Here is a 13,641-nt window from a genome sequence, read left to right as displayed (position 1 = left end):
CGTTCCCCAGCCCATAGGCCGCGACTCGTGGAGTCAGCACGAGTCGCGGCTTGACCTGCGAGTCGCGATGATTCAGATTCAGCCTCGACGCAGACAGGAAGGAACGATGATGGTTACGGCAGTGAAAACGCGCAAGCGCACCTTGAAGGCCAAGGCGCCGGTCAAGACGCGCGCGGCGATCCTGCCCCCCGTCCATGATCTTCCCCCCGTACACGGCCTGCCCGTCAACCAGATCCTGAAGGGCGACTGCATCGAGATGATGCGCTCGCTTCCCTCGGCCTCGATCGACATGATCTTCGCCGATCCGCCCTACAACCTGCAACTGGGTGGCAACCTCGCGCGTCCCGATGGCAGCCATGTCGATGCCGTGACCGATGCCTGGGACCAGTTCGACAGCTTCGCCGTCTACGACCGCTTCACCCGCGAATGGCTGAGCGAGGCCTATCGCCTGCTCAAGCCCAATGGCTCGATCTGGGTGATCGGCAGCTATCACAACATTTTCCGCCTGGGCACGATGCTTCAGGACATGGGCTTCTGGATCCTCAACGACATCATTTGGCGCAAGACGAACCCGATGCCCAACTTCAAGGGCACGCGCTTCACCAATGCCCATGAAACGCTGATCTGGGCCGCCAAGAGCGAGAAGGCCAAGTACACCTTCAACTATCGCGCGATGAAGACCCTGAACGACGAGTTGCAGATGCGCTCGGACTGGGTGCTGCCGATCTGTTCGGGCAAGGAGCGCCTCAAGCGCAACGGCACCAAGGCCCACCCGACGCAGAAGCCGGAATCGCTGCTCTATCGCGTCGTGCTGGCCACGACCAACAAGGGCGACGTGGTGCTCGACCCGTTCTTCGGCACCGGCACCACCGGCGCGGTTGCCAAGCGCCTTGGCCGTCACTGGATCGGCTGCGAGCGCGAGGACAGCTATATCGAGGTCGCCAACGAGCGCATCGAACTGGCCCTGCCGCTCGACGAAAGCGCGCTCAAGACCATGCAGAGCAAGCGCGCGGCGCCCAAGGTGCCGTTCGGCTCGCTGGTGGAATCGGGCTGGCTGGCGCCGGGCGCCGTGCTGACCGACAAGAAGCGCCGCTGGCAGGCCATCGTGCGCGCCGATGGCAGCCTGGCCGTGGGCCAGGATACCGGTTCGATCCACGGCATGGGCACCAAGGTCCAGAACGCGGCCTCGTGCAACGGCTGGACCTTCTGGCACTATCAGGACAAGGATGATGCCAAGAACGACCTGAAGCCCATCGACACCCTGCGCCAGCGTTACCTGCTGGCGATCGAGGACTGATCAGGCTAGGGGCGCTGTCCCATGAGCGCCTCCGTTTATATCCGCCCGCTGTCCCTTTCGCATAGCCCGCAGAGCGATCCGGGCGAGGCCGTTCGCATTGCCGGAGGGCTCGCCTGTGCCAGCCGCTTCGCGCTGCTGGTGCGCGAGGGCGGGCGTATCACGTCGCAGCGCGTGCTCTCGGCGCAGGCCCTGCCCGAGGCCATCGCCATGCTTCCCGACGCGCTCGCCCTGGAGGCGGGCGCCCAGTGGGCGGCGCTGCGCAAGGTCCATGCCCCCATCGGCTGTGGCGAGCGCCTGCTGCGCATGGACCAGCCCGGCGTCATGGGCATTCTCAACGTCACGCCCGACAGTTTTTCGGATGGCGGGCGCTTCCTCGACAAGCCCGATGCGGCCATCGACCATGCCGCCGCGATGATCGCGGCGGGCGTGGGCGTGATCGACGTGGGCGGGGAATCGACCCGTCCGGGCGCCGCTGCCGTCTGGGAAGGCGACGAGATCAAGCGCGTCGTCCCGGTGATCGAGCGCCTGTCGGCCATGGGCGCTGCCATTTCCATCGACAGCCGCCGGTCGAGCGTGATCGCCGCCGCGCTGGCCGCTGGCGCGCATATCGTCAACGACGTGTCCGCGCTGCGCCACGATCCGCGCAGCATGGAAATCGTCGCCGCCAGTGGCGCGCCGGTGGTCCTCATGCACGCGCCGGGCGGGGCGGACAACCTTCACGCCGATGGCCACTACACCGATGTCGTGCTCGACGTGTTCGACGATTTGCGCGCACGCCGCGATGCCTGCCTTGCCGCCGGGATCGCGCGCGAGAAGATCATGATCGATCCGGGCATCGGTTTTGGCAAGTCGCTGGCCGACAACCTCGCGCTGGTCAACGCGCTGCCCTTGCTCCATGCGCTGGGCCAGCCGGTGCTGTTTGCCGCCAGCCGCAAGCGGATGATCGGCGCGCTGTCCAGCGAGGCGCCCGCGCATCAGCGGCTGGGCGGCTCGCTCCTGCTTGCGATCCGCGCGTTCGAGGCCGGGTGCCAGATGGTGCGTGTCCACGACGTGGCTGAAACGGTTCAGGCCATGCGCGTCTGGCGCGGCCTGCGCGATGCGGCGCTGACCGATTTTTCGCTGGTGGGCGAAGACTGAGGCTGGAAGGGGATGCAGCCCTCTCAGGCCGCGTTGTCGATCCCCAGTTCGGAAAGCTTGCGATAGAGCGTCGAGCGCCCGATCCCCAGCCGCCGGGCCACTTCGGTCATCCGCCCGCGATAGTGCCCGATGGCGAGGCGGATCACATCGGCCTCGATCTCTTCGAGCGGGCGCAAGTTGCCGTCGGGCGTGAACAGCATGACCCCGGCCCCGTCGCTGATGGGCGCTGACGCGCGCGGCGCCTCGCCCACCATGGTCGAGAGGTTGGGAAAATCCTGCGCGGTGAGCGTTTCGGCGTCGCAGAACACCGCCGCGCGAAACAGCGTGGCCTGCAACTGGCGGACATTGCCCGGCCAGTCGTAGGCCGAGAGCAGCGCAAGGGCGCCGTCGGTGATCCCCAGCGGGCGCAGGCCCGGCTGTTCGCCGATGCGGGCGAGGAAATAGCGGGCAAGGGCCGGAATGTCGCCCACGCGCTGGCGCAGCGCGGGCAGGTGGACATGAACCGCGCTCAGGGCCTCGACCAGATCGGCGCGGTAGAGCCCGGCATCGGCCAGTTCGCGCAAGGGCGCGTTGCTGCACGCGATCAGCCGCACGTCGATGCGGAACGAATGGCGCGCGCCGATCGGCTGGACATCGCCCTTGGCAAGGAACTGGACAAGGCGCTCCTGCACGGGCGCGGGCAGGCGGTCGATCTCATCGATCACCAAAGTGCCGCCATCGGCATGTTGCAGCGCGCCGACATGGCGGTCGAAGGCGCCGGGAAAGGCGCCTTTCTCGTGCCCGAACAGCACGCTTTCGATCTGGTTGGCCGGGATGCCCCCGGCGTTGACGATGCGCAGCGGGGTCTTGGCGCGCGGGCTTGCCGCATGCATCGCGCGCACCAGCATTTCCTTGCCGGTGCCGCTCTCGCCCTCGATCAGCACCGATTGCTGGGTGCGCGCGGCCTTGGCCGCGACCGCCAGCGCCGCGCGAAAGGCGGGTGCGGCACCGATCATGGAATCGAAATCGAGCGTCGTGCCGATCTTTTCGGTCAGCGGCTGGAGTTCGGCTGCGGGGGCCTCGCGCGTGGTGGCGCTGCGCAGGGCCTGAAGCAGCCGGTCGGGTGCGACCGGCTTGATCAGATAGTCCGTCGCGCCCGCGCGCATCGCCTCGACCGCCAGCAGCGGCGAGGCGCTGGTGGTGAGCATCAGGATCGGCAGGGCAGGGCGGCGGGCCTTGAGTTCGGCGATGAGCGCGCAGGCATCCTCGCCGGGCACCCACTGGTCGAGGATGATCGCGCCAAGCTGCATGCCCTGGCGCGTGCCCAGCGTGGCAATGGCGGTTTCCGAATCGCGCGCGATCACCGTGCGCCAGCCCTCGCGCGCGGCGAGCGCGGTGATGAGGCGGCACTGGGCCGGCTCGTCATCAATCAGCATCAGCAGGCGGTCGTCGGGGTCGGCCATGGTTTTCCCGTCGGTTGAACAGGGTGGATGTGACACCATCGGGTAAAGACCGGATTAAACCCCAGTCTACAGCTTCCTGTCTACAGGTACAGCTTCCCGCTTGAGCCGGGAGGGCGCGCGCGATAGGCTGCCGGATGCGATCAGAAAATGAAGGCGAAACCCCATGACGTCAGCTGTTGACATGAAGGCTGCGCGCGAGACCTATGACGGATTTCTCACGGTGATCAAGATCGCCGTTCCGGTGATCGCGCTGATCGTGGCATTCGTGATTGCGGTCATCCAGTAAGCCGATGACGCAGAACCTTGTTATCGCCGCCCTGCGTGAACGCGCACCGGGCGAGACCCGCGTGGCGGTCACGCCCGAAACCGTGCGCAAGCTGGTCGGGCTTGGCGCTGCTGTTGCCGTGGAAAGCGGTGCAGGAACGACCGCCGGCATTGCCGATGCTGATTATCAGGCCGTTGGCGCGCGCATCGCGCCCGATGCGAGCGCGGCTCTGGCAGGCGCGGGCATCGTGCTGGGCATTCAGGGCCCCGATCCAGCCCTGCTGGCGGGCGTTGCGCCCGGTGCCTGGGTCGTGGCCGGGCTCGATCCGTTCGGGCAGCGCCCGCGGGTGGAGGCCTATGCCGCTGCCGGGCTCGAAGCGCTGGCCATGGAGTTCATGCCGCGCATCACCCGCGCCCAGTCGATGGACATCCTCTCCTCGCAGGCCAACCTTGCCGGCTACAAGGCCGTGCTCGTGGCCGCCAACCTCTATGGCCGGGCCTTCCCGATGATGATGACGGCCGCTGGCACGGTCAGCGCGGCCAAGGCCTTCGTCATGGGCGTGGGCGTGGCCGGGCTTCAGGCCATCGCCACCGCGCGCCGCCTTGGCGCGCAGGTTTCGGCCACCGACGTCCGCTCGGCGACCAAGGAGCAGATCCTCTCGCTCGGCGCCAAGCCGATCTTCGTGGAAAGCGTGGCGGGCATCGAGGGTGAAGGGTCTGGCGGCTATGCCACCGAGATGAGCCCGGAATACCAGAAGGCCCAGGCCGAACTGGTTTCCAGCCACATCGCCAAGCAGGACATCGTGATCACCACGGCGCTCATTCCGGGCCGGGCCGCGCCGCGCCTGATCACCGACACCCAGATCGCCACGATGCGCCCCGGTTCGGTCATCTACGACCTTGCCGTGGCCCAGGGCGGCAATGTCGAGGGCAGCGTGGCCGACCAGGTGGTCGAGCGCCACGGGGTCAAGATCGTCGGCTATTCCAACACGCCTGCACACCTGCCGGCCGATGCCTCGGCGCTGTTCGCGCGCAACCTGTTCAATTTCCTGTCCGCGTTCTGGGACAAGGAACAGGGGCGCCCGGTGCTCGACGAGGAAATCGGCACGGCCATCCGCCTCACGCAAGGCGGCAAAATCGTGAACCAGCGGTTGCTGGGCTGAACGGACACCCTCCCTGCATGCGGGGAGGGGCGCCCGCGTGCGACGCCGTGATCCGGCGAAAGGGAGAGCCAAGGCCAATGCCCCTCTCCCGCGCGCGGGCGATCATGAAGGTAAGTGTGTCATGGACTTCATTTCGATCCTGAGCATTTTCGTGCTCGCCTGCTTTGTGGGCTATTACGTGGTCTGGTCGGTCACGCCCGCCCTCCACACGCCGCTCATGGCGGTGACCAACGCCATTTCCTCGGTGATCATCGTGGGGGCGCTGGTGGCTTCGGCGGCGGCGGGTTCGCCGCTGGCCAAGTGGCTGGGGCTGGGCGCGGTGGTGCTCGCCTCGATCAACATTTTCGGCGGCTTTGCCGTCACGGAGCGCATGCTCGCGATGTACAAGAAGAAGGACAAGAAGTGATGGGCGGCCTCGCTTCCTCACCCTTTGTGGGCCTGGCCTATCTGGTCGCGGGGGTGCTGTTCATCCTCGCGCTGCGCGGGCTGTCGAGCCCGGCGACGAGCCGCGCGGGCAACCGCTATGGCGTGATCGGCATGGTCATTGCCGTGGCGACCACGCTGGTCACCCACGGCATTGCCAGCCTGCCCGAGATCGCCGTGGCGATCGCGCTGGGCGGCGGCATCGGCTTTTTCATCGCGCGCCGCATCCAGATGACGGCGATGCCCCAACTGGTCGCCGCGTTCCACTCGCTGGTGGGCCTTGCCGCCGTGCTGGTCGGCCTTTCGGCCTATGCCAATCCGGCGGCCTTCGGCATCCTGCTGCCCTCGGGCGTGATCAATCCCGACAGCCGCATCGAGATGGGGCTGGGCATTGCCATCGGTGCGATCACGTTCTCGGGCTCGATCATCGCCTTCCTCAAGCTGGCAGGCAAGATGAGCGGCGCGGCGATCCTGCTGCCGGGGCGCCATGTGATCAATCTGGGCACGCTGGCGGCGATTGTCGGCCTCGTCGCCTGGTTCACCCAGGACGAAAGCGGCTGGGTGATCGTGGCGATCACCGGGCTTGCCTTCCTGATCGGCTTCCTGCTGATCATCCCCATCGGCGGCGCGGACATGCCGGTGGTCGTCTCGATGCTCAATTCCTATTCGGGCTGGGCGGCTGCGGCGATGGGCTTCACGCTCCACAACACCGCGATGATCATCACGGGCGCGCTCGTCGGCTCGTCGGGCGCGATTCTGTCCTACATCATGTGCAAGGCCATGAACCGCTCGTTCCTGTCGGTGATTGCCGGGGGCTTTGGCGCCGAAGCGGCCAGCGGCGGTGGCGCGGCCAAGGAACAGCGCCCTTGGAAGCGCGGCAGCGCCGAGGACGCGGCCTTCCTGATGAAGGAAGCCGAGAACGTCATCATCATTCCGGGCTACGGCATGGCCGTCAGCCAGGCGCAGCACGCGCTGCGCGAGATGGCCGACAACCTCAAGGCGCACGGCGTCAAGGTGAAGTACGCGATCCACCCGGTGGCAGGGCGCATGCCCGGCCACATGAACGTGCTGCTCGCCGAAGCCAATGTGCCCTACGACGAAGTCTACGAGCTTGAGGACATCCAGGGCGATTTCGCCCAGTGCGACGTGGTCTTCATCATCGGCGCCAACGACGTCGTGAACCCGGCGGCCAAGACCGACAAGTCCAGCCCGATCTATGGCATGCCGGTCTTTGATGTCGAGAAGGCCAAGACGATCCTCTTCGTCAAGCGCTCGATGAATGGCGTGGGCTATTCGGGCGTCGACAACGACGTGTTCTACATGGACCAGACGATGATGCTCCTGTCCGACGCCAAGAAGATGGTCGAGGACATCAACAAGGCCCTTCAGGACTGACCAGGCCATGCGCCCGACCGGAAGGAGCGATGCTGCTCCTTCCGGTCGGCACCCGCTTCAGTCGGCCACGGGCATGTAGAGGTCGCCGCCTTCGCGGTACTTCCGGCTCATCTCGGCCATGCCCTTTTCGGCGTCCCGGGCGGCGGCAAAGGTCTCGATCGGGGCGTTCTGCCTGGCGGCGAAGTCGCGCACTTCCTGTGTGATCTTCATCGAGCAGAACCTGGGGCCGCACATCGAGCAGAAATGGGCCGACTTGGCGCCCTCGGCAGGCAAGGTCTGGTCGTGATACCGCTCGGCGGTGTCCGGGTCGAGTGACAGGTTGAACTGGTCGCGCCAGCGAAATTCGAAGCGCGCGCGCGACAGGGCATCGTCGCGCAGCCTGGCCGCCGGGTGGCCCTTGGCGAGGTCGGCTGCATGTGCAGCCAGCTTGTAGGTCACCACGCCCACCTTGACGTCGTCGCGGTCGGGCAGGCCCAGATGCTCCTTGGGCGTGACGTAGCAGAGCATCGCCGTGCCGAACCAGCCGATCATCGCCGCGCCAATGCCACTGGTGATGTGGTCATAGCCGGGCGCGATGTCGGTGACGAGCGGCCCGAGCGTGTAGAAAGGCGCTTCGCCGCAGACTTGCAGCTGCTTGTCCATATTCTCCTTGATCTTGTGCATCGGCACATGGCCGGGGCCCTCGATCATCACTTGCACGTCCTGCTCCCAGGCGCGCTTGGCCAGCTCGCCCAGCGTGTAGAGTTCGGAGAACTGCGCTTCGTCATTGGCGTCGGCAATCGAGCCGGGGCGCAACCCGTCCCCGAGGGAGTAGGCCACGTCGTATGCCTTCATGATCTCGGTGATCTCGTCGAAACGCTCGTAGAGGAACGATTCCTTGTGGTGCGCCAGGCACCACTTGGCCATGATCGATCCACCGCGCGAGACGATGCCGGTGACGCGCCTGGCGGTCAGCGGGATGTAGGGCAGGCGGACACCGGCATGGATGGTAAAATAGTCCACCCCCTGCTCGGCCTGCTCGATCAGCGTGTCGCGGAAGATTTCCCAGGTCAGTTCCTCGGCAATGCCGCCAACCTTTTCCAGCGCCTGATAGATCGGCACGGTGCCGATCGGAACCGGCGCGTTGCGGATGATCCACTCGCGCGTGTCATGGATGTTGCGTCCGGTCGAGAGGTCCATCACCGTGTCGGCGCCGTGGCGGATCGACCAGACCATCTTGTCGACTTCGCTGGCCACGTCCGAGGCCACAGCCGAGTTGCCGATGTTGGCGTTGATCTTCACCAGGAAATTGCGCCCGATCGCCATCGGCTCGCTTTCGGGGTGGTTGATGTTGCTGGGAATGATCGCACGGCCGCGCGCCACTTCCTCGCGCACGAATTCGGGGGTCACGAAATCGGGAATGGCCGCGCCCCAGTCGTTGCCATCGCGCAGCAGCTTGTCCTTCAGGATCGCGCGGCCCAGGTTCTCGCGGGTGGCGACATAGTGCATCTCGGGCGTGATGATGCCGCGGCGGGCATAGTGCATCTGGCTGACGTTGGCGCCAGCCCTGGCGCGCAGCGGGCGCTTCACCGTGTTGGGGAAGGCAGGCACGCCGCCGCTGCGGTCAGGGCCCAGCTGGCCGTTGTCCTCGGGCTTGACGGGGCGGGCCTCGTACTCCTCGACATCGCCGCGCGCGATGATCCAGTCGCGGCGGATGTGTGCAAGGCCGGCCGAGATGTCGATGGTGGCCGCCGGGTCGGTATAGGCGCCCGAGGTGTCATAGACGCGCACCGGCGGTTCGCCGCTGCCCGCTTCCTGCGCGATCTCGCGCATGGCAACCATGACCGAGGGATCGCCGGGAGCGGGCAGGTAAATCTTGCGGCTGCCGCGGATCGGGCCGGTGGTCACGCCAATGTCGAGTCTGGAAGGGATGTCAGTCATGATCAGTCCTTTCGAGGCGACGAAGGGACTGGCACGCGCATTGCGCATGGCCGAACAACCCTCCCTCCGCCCGTACTAACGGGTTCAGGTTCAACGGGTCGGGCGGTGCGAACCGCCCCTCTCAGCCATTGCCGTCCGTCGCGATGGGCCATCGACCCGTCCGACGGGCAAGCGCGCAGGCTCCCCGGGGATGAACCGTGTGTAAGCCTTGTCTGCCGCGCCGTCCAGAGGGGGCGATCACGATGCTCGACGGCCCCGGGCCTTCCCCGGCGCGAGAATGTCGATTGACAGCAAGAGGATGAAGGAGGAGGGGCCTTGCCCATGAAGGCTCCCCTCATCGCCGCTGTCGCTGCCCTGTCGATCCTGACGGGTGGCTGCGTCTCCAAGCTTGCCGAAGGCCGCGTGCGCTCGGCGCTGGTCGATGCAGGGCTCTCCCGGCCCACTGCCGCCTGCATGGCCGAGCGGATGACCGACCGCCTCTCGATCAGCCAGCTTCGCCGTCTGGAATCCCTGCGCGGCCCCAAGCGCACCCTGGCCGACTATGTCTGGACGGTGCGCCGCCTCGAAGATCCCGAACTCTTGCAGGTGACCCTGTCGTCGGCGGCCCTGTGCGCCTCCGGCCTCGCGCCCGAGCGCCATTGAGCGCGTCCCCCTTCCGAGGGGGAACTTCCCTTGCAGGGCTGGACCTTGCAGTCCTGCTTGCGTAAGCCTTGCCAGATGACCGGACGGGACACCGGCAGGAGATACACGTTTGCGCAAGATTGGCCTTATCGGCGGGATGAGCTGGGTTTCGACCCGCACGTATTATGACCATATCAACAAGCTGGTCCAGGGACGCACGAGCACGCTGTCGAGCGCGCCGCTGATCATCGAGAGCCTCGATTTCGCGCCGCTCGCCCGGCTGTCGAGCGCGGAAGAATGGGCGCGCGCCGCGCTGGTTCTGGTCGAAAGCGCCCAGCGCCTCGCCCAGGCCGGTGCCAGTGCGATCCTGATCGGCGCCAATTCGATGCACAAGGTCTATGACAAGGTCGCCGCTGCGGTCGATGTGCCGGTGATCCACATTGCCGACGCCGTGGGCGCGCGGATGCAGGCCGACGGCGTGACGACCGCCGCGCTGATCGGCTCGCGCAATGTCATGGTCGAGAGCTTCTATCGCAAGCGGCTGGTCGCCCACGGGGTGACGCTGCTGCCCCCGGTGATGGACAATGTCGAGGAAATCGACCGCATCATCTACGAGGAACTGATGCAGGGCCGCGTCACCCGCGCCGCCGAGCGCACGTTCAAGACGATGATCACCTCGATGGATCAGGCTGGCGCGCAGGCCGTCGTGCTCGGCTGCACCGAACTCGACACGGTGATCGACGTCGACGCCAATGTCCTGCCGATCTACGACGGCGCCCGCATCCACGCCGAAGCGGCGGTGGGCTGGATCATGGGCGATTCATGAGCCGATGGGCCTGAACCGATGGGGGGCTGCATGACGGACGCGCCGATCAGGGCTCCTTTCGCCAGCGATCCGGCCGCCTCGCGCGGGCGCGAATTTGCCACCGACAAGGGCGGCGTGCGCGGCCCGCGCAGCGAATTCCAGCGCGACCGCGACCGGATCATCCACTCGATCGCGTTCCGGCGCCTGCGTCACAAGACGCAGGTGTTCATCGCGCCCGATGGCGATCACTATCGCGTCCGGCTCACCCACAGCCTCGAAGTGGCCCAGATCGGGCGGGTGATCGCCCGCACGCTGGCCGTGGACGAGGATCTGACCGAGGCGCTGTGCCTCGCCCACGACATCGGCCATCCCCCGTTTGGCCATGCGGGCGAAAGCGCGCTCGAAGCCGCGCTCTCCCATGCAGGCGGGTTCGACCACAACGCCAATACCCTGCGCGTGCTGATGCGGCTCGAAAGCCCCTATGTCGAGCATGATGGCCTCAACCTGACGTGGGAGACGCTCGAAGGCCTTGCCAAGCACAATGGCCCCATTCGCAAGGCGCCCTGGGCCCTGGCCGAACTCGACGCGGCCTTTCCGCTCGATCTGGCCAGCCATGCCTCGCTCGAAGCGCAGATTGCGGCCATTTCCGACGACATCGCCTATGACAACCACGACATCGACGATGGCCTGCGCGGCGGCTTCCTCACGCTCGACGACCTGCTCGAACTGCCCTCGCTGGCCCAGCAGTGGTATGTCATCGAGGCGCGCTTCCCCCAGGCCCCGCGCGAGCGGCTCTTGCGCGAACTGGTGCGCGGGCAGATCGGGCGGATGGTCAACGACGTGATCGCCGAAACCGGGCGCCGGGTGAGGGAGGCCGGCGTTGCCAGCGTGGCCGATGTCCGCGCCGCCGGGCGCACGCTTTGCGGCTTTTCCGAGGACATGCGCCGCGAGGAGCGCGCGCTCAAGCAGTTCATGTATGCCCGGCTCTACCTCCATCCCGAGCAGGTCGCCGCCGCTGATCGTGCGCGGGCCGTCGTCGAGACCCTGTTTGCCGCCTACCGCGCCGATCCCGCGCTGATCTCGCCGGACTGGCATGGCCGACTGCCCGAAACCGAGCCCGCCCGCTCGCGCGCCATTGCCGACTTCATCGCCGGGATGACCGACCGTTACGCCATCGAATGCTATCGCAAGATCACCGGACAAGTCCCTGAAGGCCTTAGGAATGTCTGACGGGTTAAGCCTGCTTGCAGAGAACGGTGCCCGTCTGTCCATTCATTTTTTTGATGATCTCCATAAGCGGGTTTGAGTCGCTATTGACTTGACAGGGTGCCTTGCGCGAAAGGGGCCTCCTGTCGCTGACCCGCGCGGGAGAGTTCGTTTGTTGATTCGCTTCAGGGCGGAAAGGCAAGCGGCGCCGAAGGAGCAACCGCCCCGGAATCTCTCAGGCCAAAGGACCGCACGGGGTCTATAGCGACACTCTGGAAAGTGTTTCCGCGCCTGTTGGCGGGGAAGCCGCCGAAGGGGTAACTCCGCGACGCGTCTTCGGGCCCGTCATGGGGGAAAGCTCTCAGGTTTCCGTGACAGAGGGGGCACCATTGGGTGCTGCTCTGTGCGGAGTTGATTCTTGTGAGTGATACATACAATCCCGCTGCCCCGGCGGGCGCTGATCCGTCGCATCCCGTTCTTGCGCTGCCTCTCGATGGCTGGCACCGTGCCCACGGTGGCCGCATGGTCGAGTTTGCCGGCTACCACATGCCCGTCCAGTACGAGGGCATCATGGCCGAACACGCATGGACCCGTTCCCAGGCCGGGCTGTTCGACGTCTCGCACATGGGGCAACTCGTGCTGCGCGGCGCCAATGCCGCCCAGGCGCTCGAAAGCCTGCTGCCGGGGGCCTTCCTCGGCCTCAAGCCGGGCAAGCTGCGCTATTCGCTGCTGCTGGCCGACGATGGCGGCATTCTCGACGACCTCATCGTTACCAATCGCGGCGAGGATTTCTACATCGTCGTCAACGGCGCGACCAAGCATGGCGACATCGCCCATATCGCCGCCCGCCTGCCCGAAGGCGTCACCCTCGAACACCTGACCGGCCATGCCCTGCTGGCGCTGCAAGGCCCCGAGGCGGCCCGCGCGCTCGCCACGCTCGACCTCGTGCCCGCGCACGATCCGGCCCGCACGCTCGAAAGCCTGGTCTTCATGGAGGCCGCGCCTTTCCTGTGGGGCGAGGTCGAACTGGGCGTGAGCCGCTCGGGCTACACCGGCGAGGACGGCTTCGAGATCTCGGTTCGCGCCGACCATGTCGAGGCGCTGGCCGATGCCCTGCTTGCCCACGAGGCAGTTCGCCCGATCGGCCTTGGCGCGCGCGATTCGCTGCGCCTCGAAGCGGGCCTGCCGCTCTATGGCCATGATCTTTCGGTCGAAACCGACCCGGTCGAGGCCGATCTGGCGTTTGCCATTCCCGCGCGCCGCCGCGCCGCCGCCGATTTCCCCGGCGCCGCGCGCATTGTCGCCGCGCTCGAACAGGGCCCGGCGCGTCGCCGCGTGGGCCTGCTGCTCGAAGGCCGCATGGCCGCGCGCGAGGGCGCGCAGGTTCTCGCCGACAATCGTGTCGTGGGCACCGTCACCTCGGGCGGCTTTGCCCCCACGCTCGGGCGTCCGATCGCGATGGCCTTCGTCGAGACCGCGCTGGCCGCTCCCGGCACCGAACTTTCGCTTTCCGTGCGGGGCAAGACGATCCCCGCCACGATCACTTCGCTTCCCTTCATCCCCCATCGCTATGTGCGCAAAGGAATCGCCTGATGACCCGCTATTTCACGGCTGACCACGAATGGATCGCGGTTGAAGGTGACACTGCCACTGTCGGCATCACCGATTATGCGCAAGGGCAGCTTGGCGACATCACGTTCGTCGAACTGCCCGCCGAAGGCGCGGTTCTGACCAAGGGCGACAGCGCCTCGGTGGTCGATTCGGTCAAGGCCGCCTCGGACGTCTACGCGCCTGTCTCGGGCACGGTGAGCGCGCTCAACACTGCGCTCGAAGACGCCCCCGAACTGGTCAACTCGGCCCCCGAAGGCGAAGGCTGGCTCTGGAAGATGACGCTGTCCGACGCCGCCCAGCTCGACGGCCTGATGGACGAGGCGGCCTATGCCGCCCATGTCGCGGAGCTCTGATCGC

General features: G+C 66.6%; 13 protein-coding genes and 3 riboswitches. Of the genes, 11 read left to right on the top strand and 2 right to left on the bottom strand.

Annotated elements, in window-relative coordinates; translation table 11 throughout:
- Positions 1-109: 109 nt before the first annotated feature.
- Both SBI20_RS04455 and folP read left to right on the top strand, forming a co-directional pair.
- A complete protein-coding gene (locus tag SBI20_RS04455; protein ID WP_317976035.1) occupies positions 110-1,297 on the top strand; it encodes a site-specific DNA-methyltransferase in 1,188 nt (395 codons plus the stop codon).
- Positions 1,298-1,318: 21 nt separating this feature from the next.
- Positions 1,319-2,434 (top strand): dihydropteroate synthase, encoded by a 1,116-nt coding sequence (gene folP, locus SBI20_RS04450; RefSeq protein ID WP_317973913.1) that lies wholly within the window; start codon positions 1,319-1,321, stop codon positions 2,432-2,434.
- A 23-nt stretch (positions 2,435-2,457) separates the two neighbouring features.
- Here folP and SBI20_RS04445 read toward each other — a convergent pair whose 3' ends face one another.
- Complete coding sequence (locus SBI20_RS04445) at positions 2,458-3,876, bottom strand: sigma-54-dependent transcriptional regulator (RefSeq protein WP_317973912.1); 1,419 nt, start codon at positions 3,874-3,876, stop codon at positions 2,458-2,460.
- A gap of 163 nt (positions 3,877-4,039) precedes the next feature.
- Here SBI20_RS04445 and SBI20_RS04440 point away from each other — a divergent pair, with 163 nt between their 5' ends.
- The 4 genes from SBI20_RS04440 (at position 4,040) to SBI20_RS04425 (ending at position 7,121) form a co-directional block, all read left to right on the top strand.
- Entirely contained in the window at positions 4,040-4,162 is a 123-nt protein-coding gene (locus tag SBI20_RS04440; protein WP_317973911.1) for a hypothetical protein, read from the top strand.
- Between the two features lie 4 nt (positions 4,163-4,166).
- A complete protein-coding gene (locus SBI20_RS04435; RefSeq protein WP_317973910.1) occupies positions 4,167-5,303 on the top strand; it encodes an NAD(P) transhydrogenase subunit alpha in 1,137 nt (378 codons plus the stop codon).
- A gap of 121 nt (positions 5,304-5,424) precedes the next feature.
- The gene (locus tag SBI20_RS04430) at positions 5,425-5,709 is read left to right on the top strand and encodes an NAD(P) transhydrogenase subunit alpha part 2 (protein WP_317973909.1); all 285 of its coding nucleotides are present in this window, start codon (positions 5,425-5,427) and stop codon (positions 5,707-5,709) included.
- Positions 5,709-7,121: an NAD(P)(+) transhydrogenase (Re/Si-specific) subunit beta gene (locus SBI20_RS04425; RefSeq protein ID WP_317973908.1), complete on the top strand. Its 1,413-nt coding sequence runs from the start codon at positions 5,709-5,711 to the stop codon at positions 7,119-7,121. The genes SBI20_RS04430 and SBI20_RS04425 overlap by 1 nt, the downstream gene beginning before the upstream one ends.
- 57 nt (positions 7,122-7,178) lie before the next feature.
- Here the strand turns inward: SBI20_RS04425 and thiC are convergent, their stop codons facing one another.
- Entirely contained in the window at positions 7,179-9,041 is a 1,863-nt protein-coding gene (gene thiC / locus SBI20_RS04420; RefSeq protein WP_317973907.1) for a phosphomethylpyrimidine synthase ThiC, read from the bottom strand.
- A 44-nt stretch (positions 9,042-9,085) separates the two neighbouring features.
- A riboswitch (TPP riboswitch) is annotated at positions 9,086-9,238 on the bottom strand.
- Between the two features lie 124 nt (positions 9,239-9,362).
- Between thiC and SBI20_RS04415 the strand changes: the two genes are divergently transcribed.
- The 5 genes from SBI20_RS04415 (at position 9,363) to gcvH (ending at position 13,637) form a co-directional block, all read left to right on the top strand.
- On the top strand, positions 9,363-9,683 hold the full coding sequence (locus tag SBI20_RS04415) for a hypothetical protein (RefSeq protein WP_317973906.1): 321 nt from the start codon (positions 9,363-9,365) through the stop codon (positions 9,681-9,683).
- A gap of 109 nt (positions 9,684-9,792) precedes the next feature.
- Entirely contained in the window at positions 9,793-10,488 is a 696-nt protein-coding gene (locus SBI20_RS04410) for an aspartate/glutamate racemase family protein (protein ID WP_317973905.1), read from the top strand.
- Positions 10,489-10,518: 30 nt separating this feature from the next.
- On the top strand, positions 10,519-11,697 hold the full coding sequence (locus SBI20_RS04405; protein ID WP_317973904.1) for a deoxyguanosinetriphosphate triphosphohydrolase: 1,179 nt from the start codon (positions 10,519-10,521) through the stop codon (positions 11,695-11,697).
- 125 nt (positions 11,698-11,822) lie between these two features.
- Positions 11,823-11,934: riboswitch (glycine riboswitch) on the top strand.
- 1 nt (position 11,935) lies between these two features.
- Positions 11,936-12,061: riboswitch (glycine riboswitch) on the top strand.
- A 32-nt stretch (positions 12,062-12,093) separates the two neighbouring features.
- Positions 12,094-13,266 carry a glycine cleavage system aminomethyltransferase GcvT gene (gene gcvT, locus SBI20_RS04400; RefSeq protein ID WP_317973903.1) on the top strand — a complete coding sequence of 391 codons (1,173 nt, stop codon included), beginning with the start codon at positions 12,094-12,096 and terminating at the stop codon, positions 13,264-13,266.
- Positions 13,266-13,637, top strand: coding sequence for a glycine cleavage system protein GcvH (gene gcvH / locus SBI20_RS04395; RefSeq protein ID WP_317973902.1), 372 nt, complete (start codon positions 13,266-13,268; stop codon positions 13,635-13,637). Before gcvT ends, gcvH begins: the two co-directional genes overlap by 1 nt.
- Positions 13,638-13,641 lie beyond the last annotated feature (4 nt).

Origin of the sequence: Novosphingobium sp. IK01 (assembly GCF_033242265.1) — a bacterium.
Classification (GTDB): domain Bacteria; phylum Pseudomonadota; class Alphaproteobacteria; order Sphingomonadales; family Sphingomonadaceae; genus Novosphingobium; species Novosphingobium pituita.
This window is presented reverse-complemented; position numbering and strand designations above follow the sequence as displayed.

Bases quoted from the DNA above. Each gene is read 5' to 3' on its own strand.
- SBI20_RS04455 (WP_317976035.1), top strand. From the start codon at position 110: ATGGTTACGGCAGTGAAAACGCGCAAGCGCACCTTGAAGGCCAAGGCG.
- folP (WP_317973913.1), top strand. From the start codon at position 1,319: ATGAGCGCCTCCGTTTATATCCGCCCGCTGTCCCTTTCGCATAGCCCG.
- SBI20_RS04445 (WP_317973912.1), bottom strand. From the start codon at position 3,876: ATGGCCGACCCCGACGACCGCCTGCTGATGCTGATTGATGACGAGCCG.
- SBI20_RS04440 (WP_317973911.1), top strand. From the start codon at position 4,040: ATGACGTCAGCTGTTGACATGAAGGCTGCGCGCGAGACCTATGACGGA.
- SBI20_RS04435 (WP_317973910.1), top strand. From the start codon at position 4,167: ATGACGCAGAACCTTGTTATCGCCGCCCTGCGTGAACGCGCACCGGGC.
- SBI20_RS04430 (WP_317973909.1), top strand. From the start codon at position 5,425: ATGGACTTCATTTCGATCCTGAGCATTTTCGTGCTCGCCTGCTTTGTG.
- SBI20_RS04425 (WP_317973908.1), top strand. From the start codon at position 5,709: ATGGGCGGCCTCGCTTCCTCACCCTTTGTGGGCCTGGCCTATCTGGTC.
- thiC (WP_317973907.1), bottom strand. From the start codon at position 9,041: ATGACTGACATCCCTTCCAGACTCGACATTGGCGTGACCACCGGCCCG.
- SBI20_RS04415 (WP_317973906.1), top strand. From the start codon at position 9,363: ATGAAGGCTCCCCTCATCGCCGCTGTCGCTGCCCTGTCGATCCTGACG.
- SBI20_RS04405 (WP_317973904.1), top strand. From the start codon at position 10,519: ATGACGGACGCGCCGATCAGGGCTCCTTTCGCCAGCGATCCGGCCGCC.
- gcvH (WP_317973902.1), top strand. From the start codon at position 13,266: ATGACCCGCTATTTCACGGCTGACCACGAATGGATCGCGGTTGAAGGT.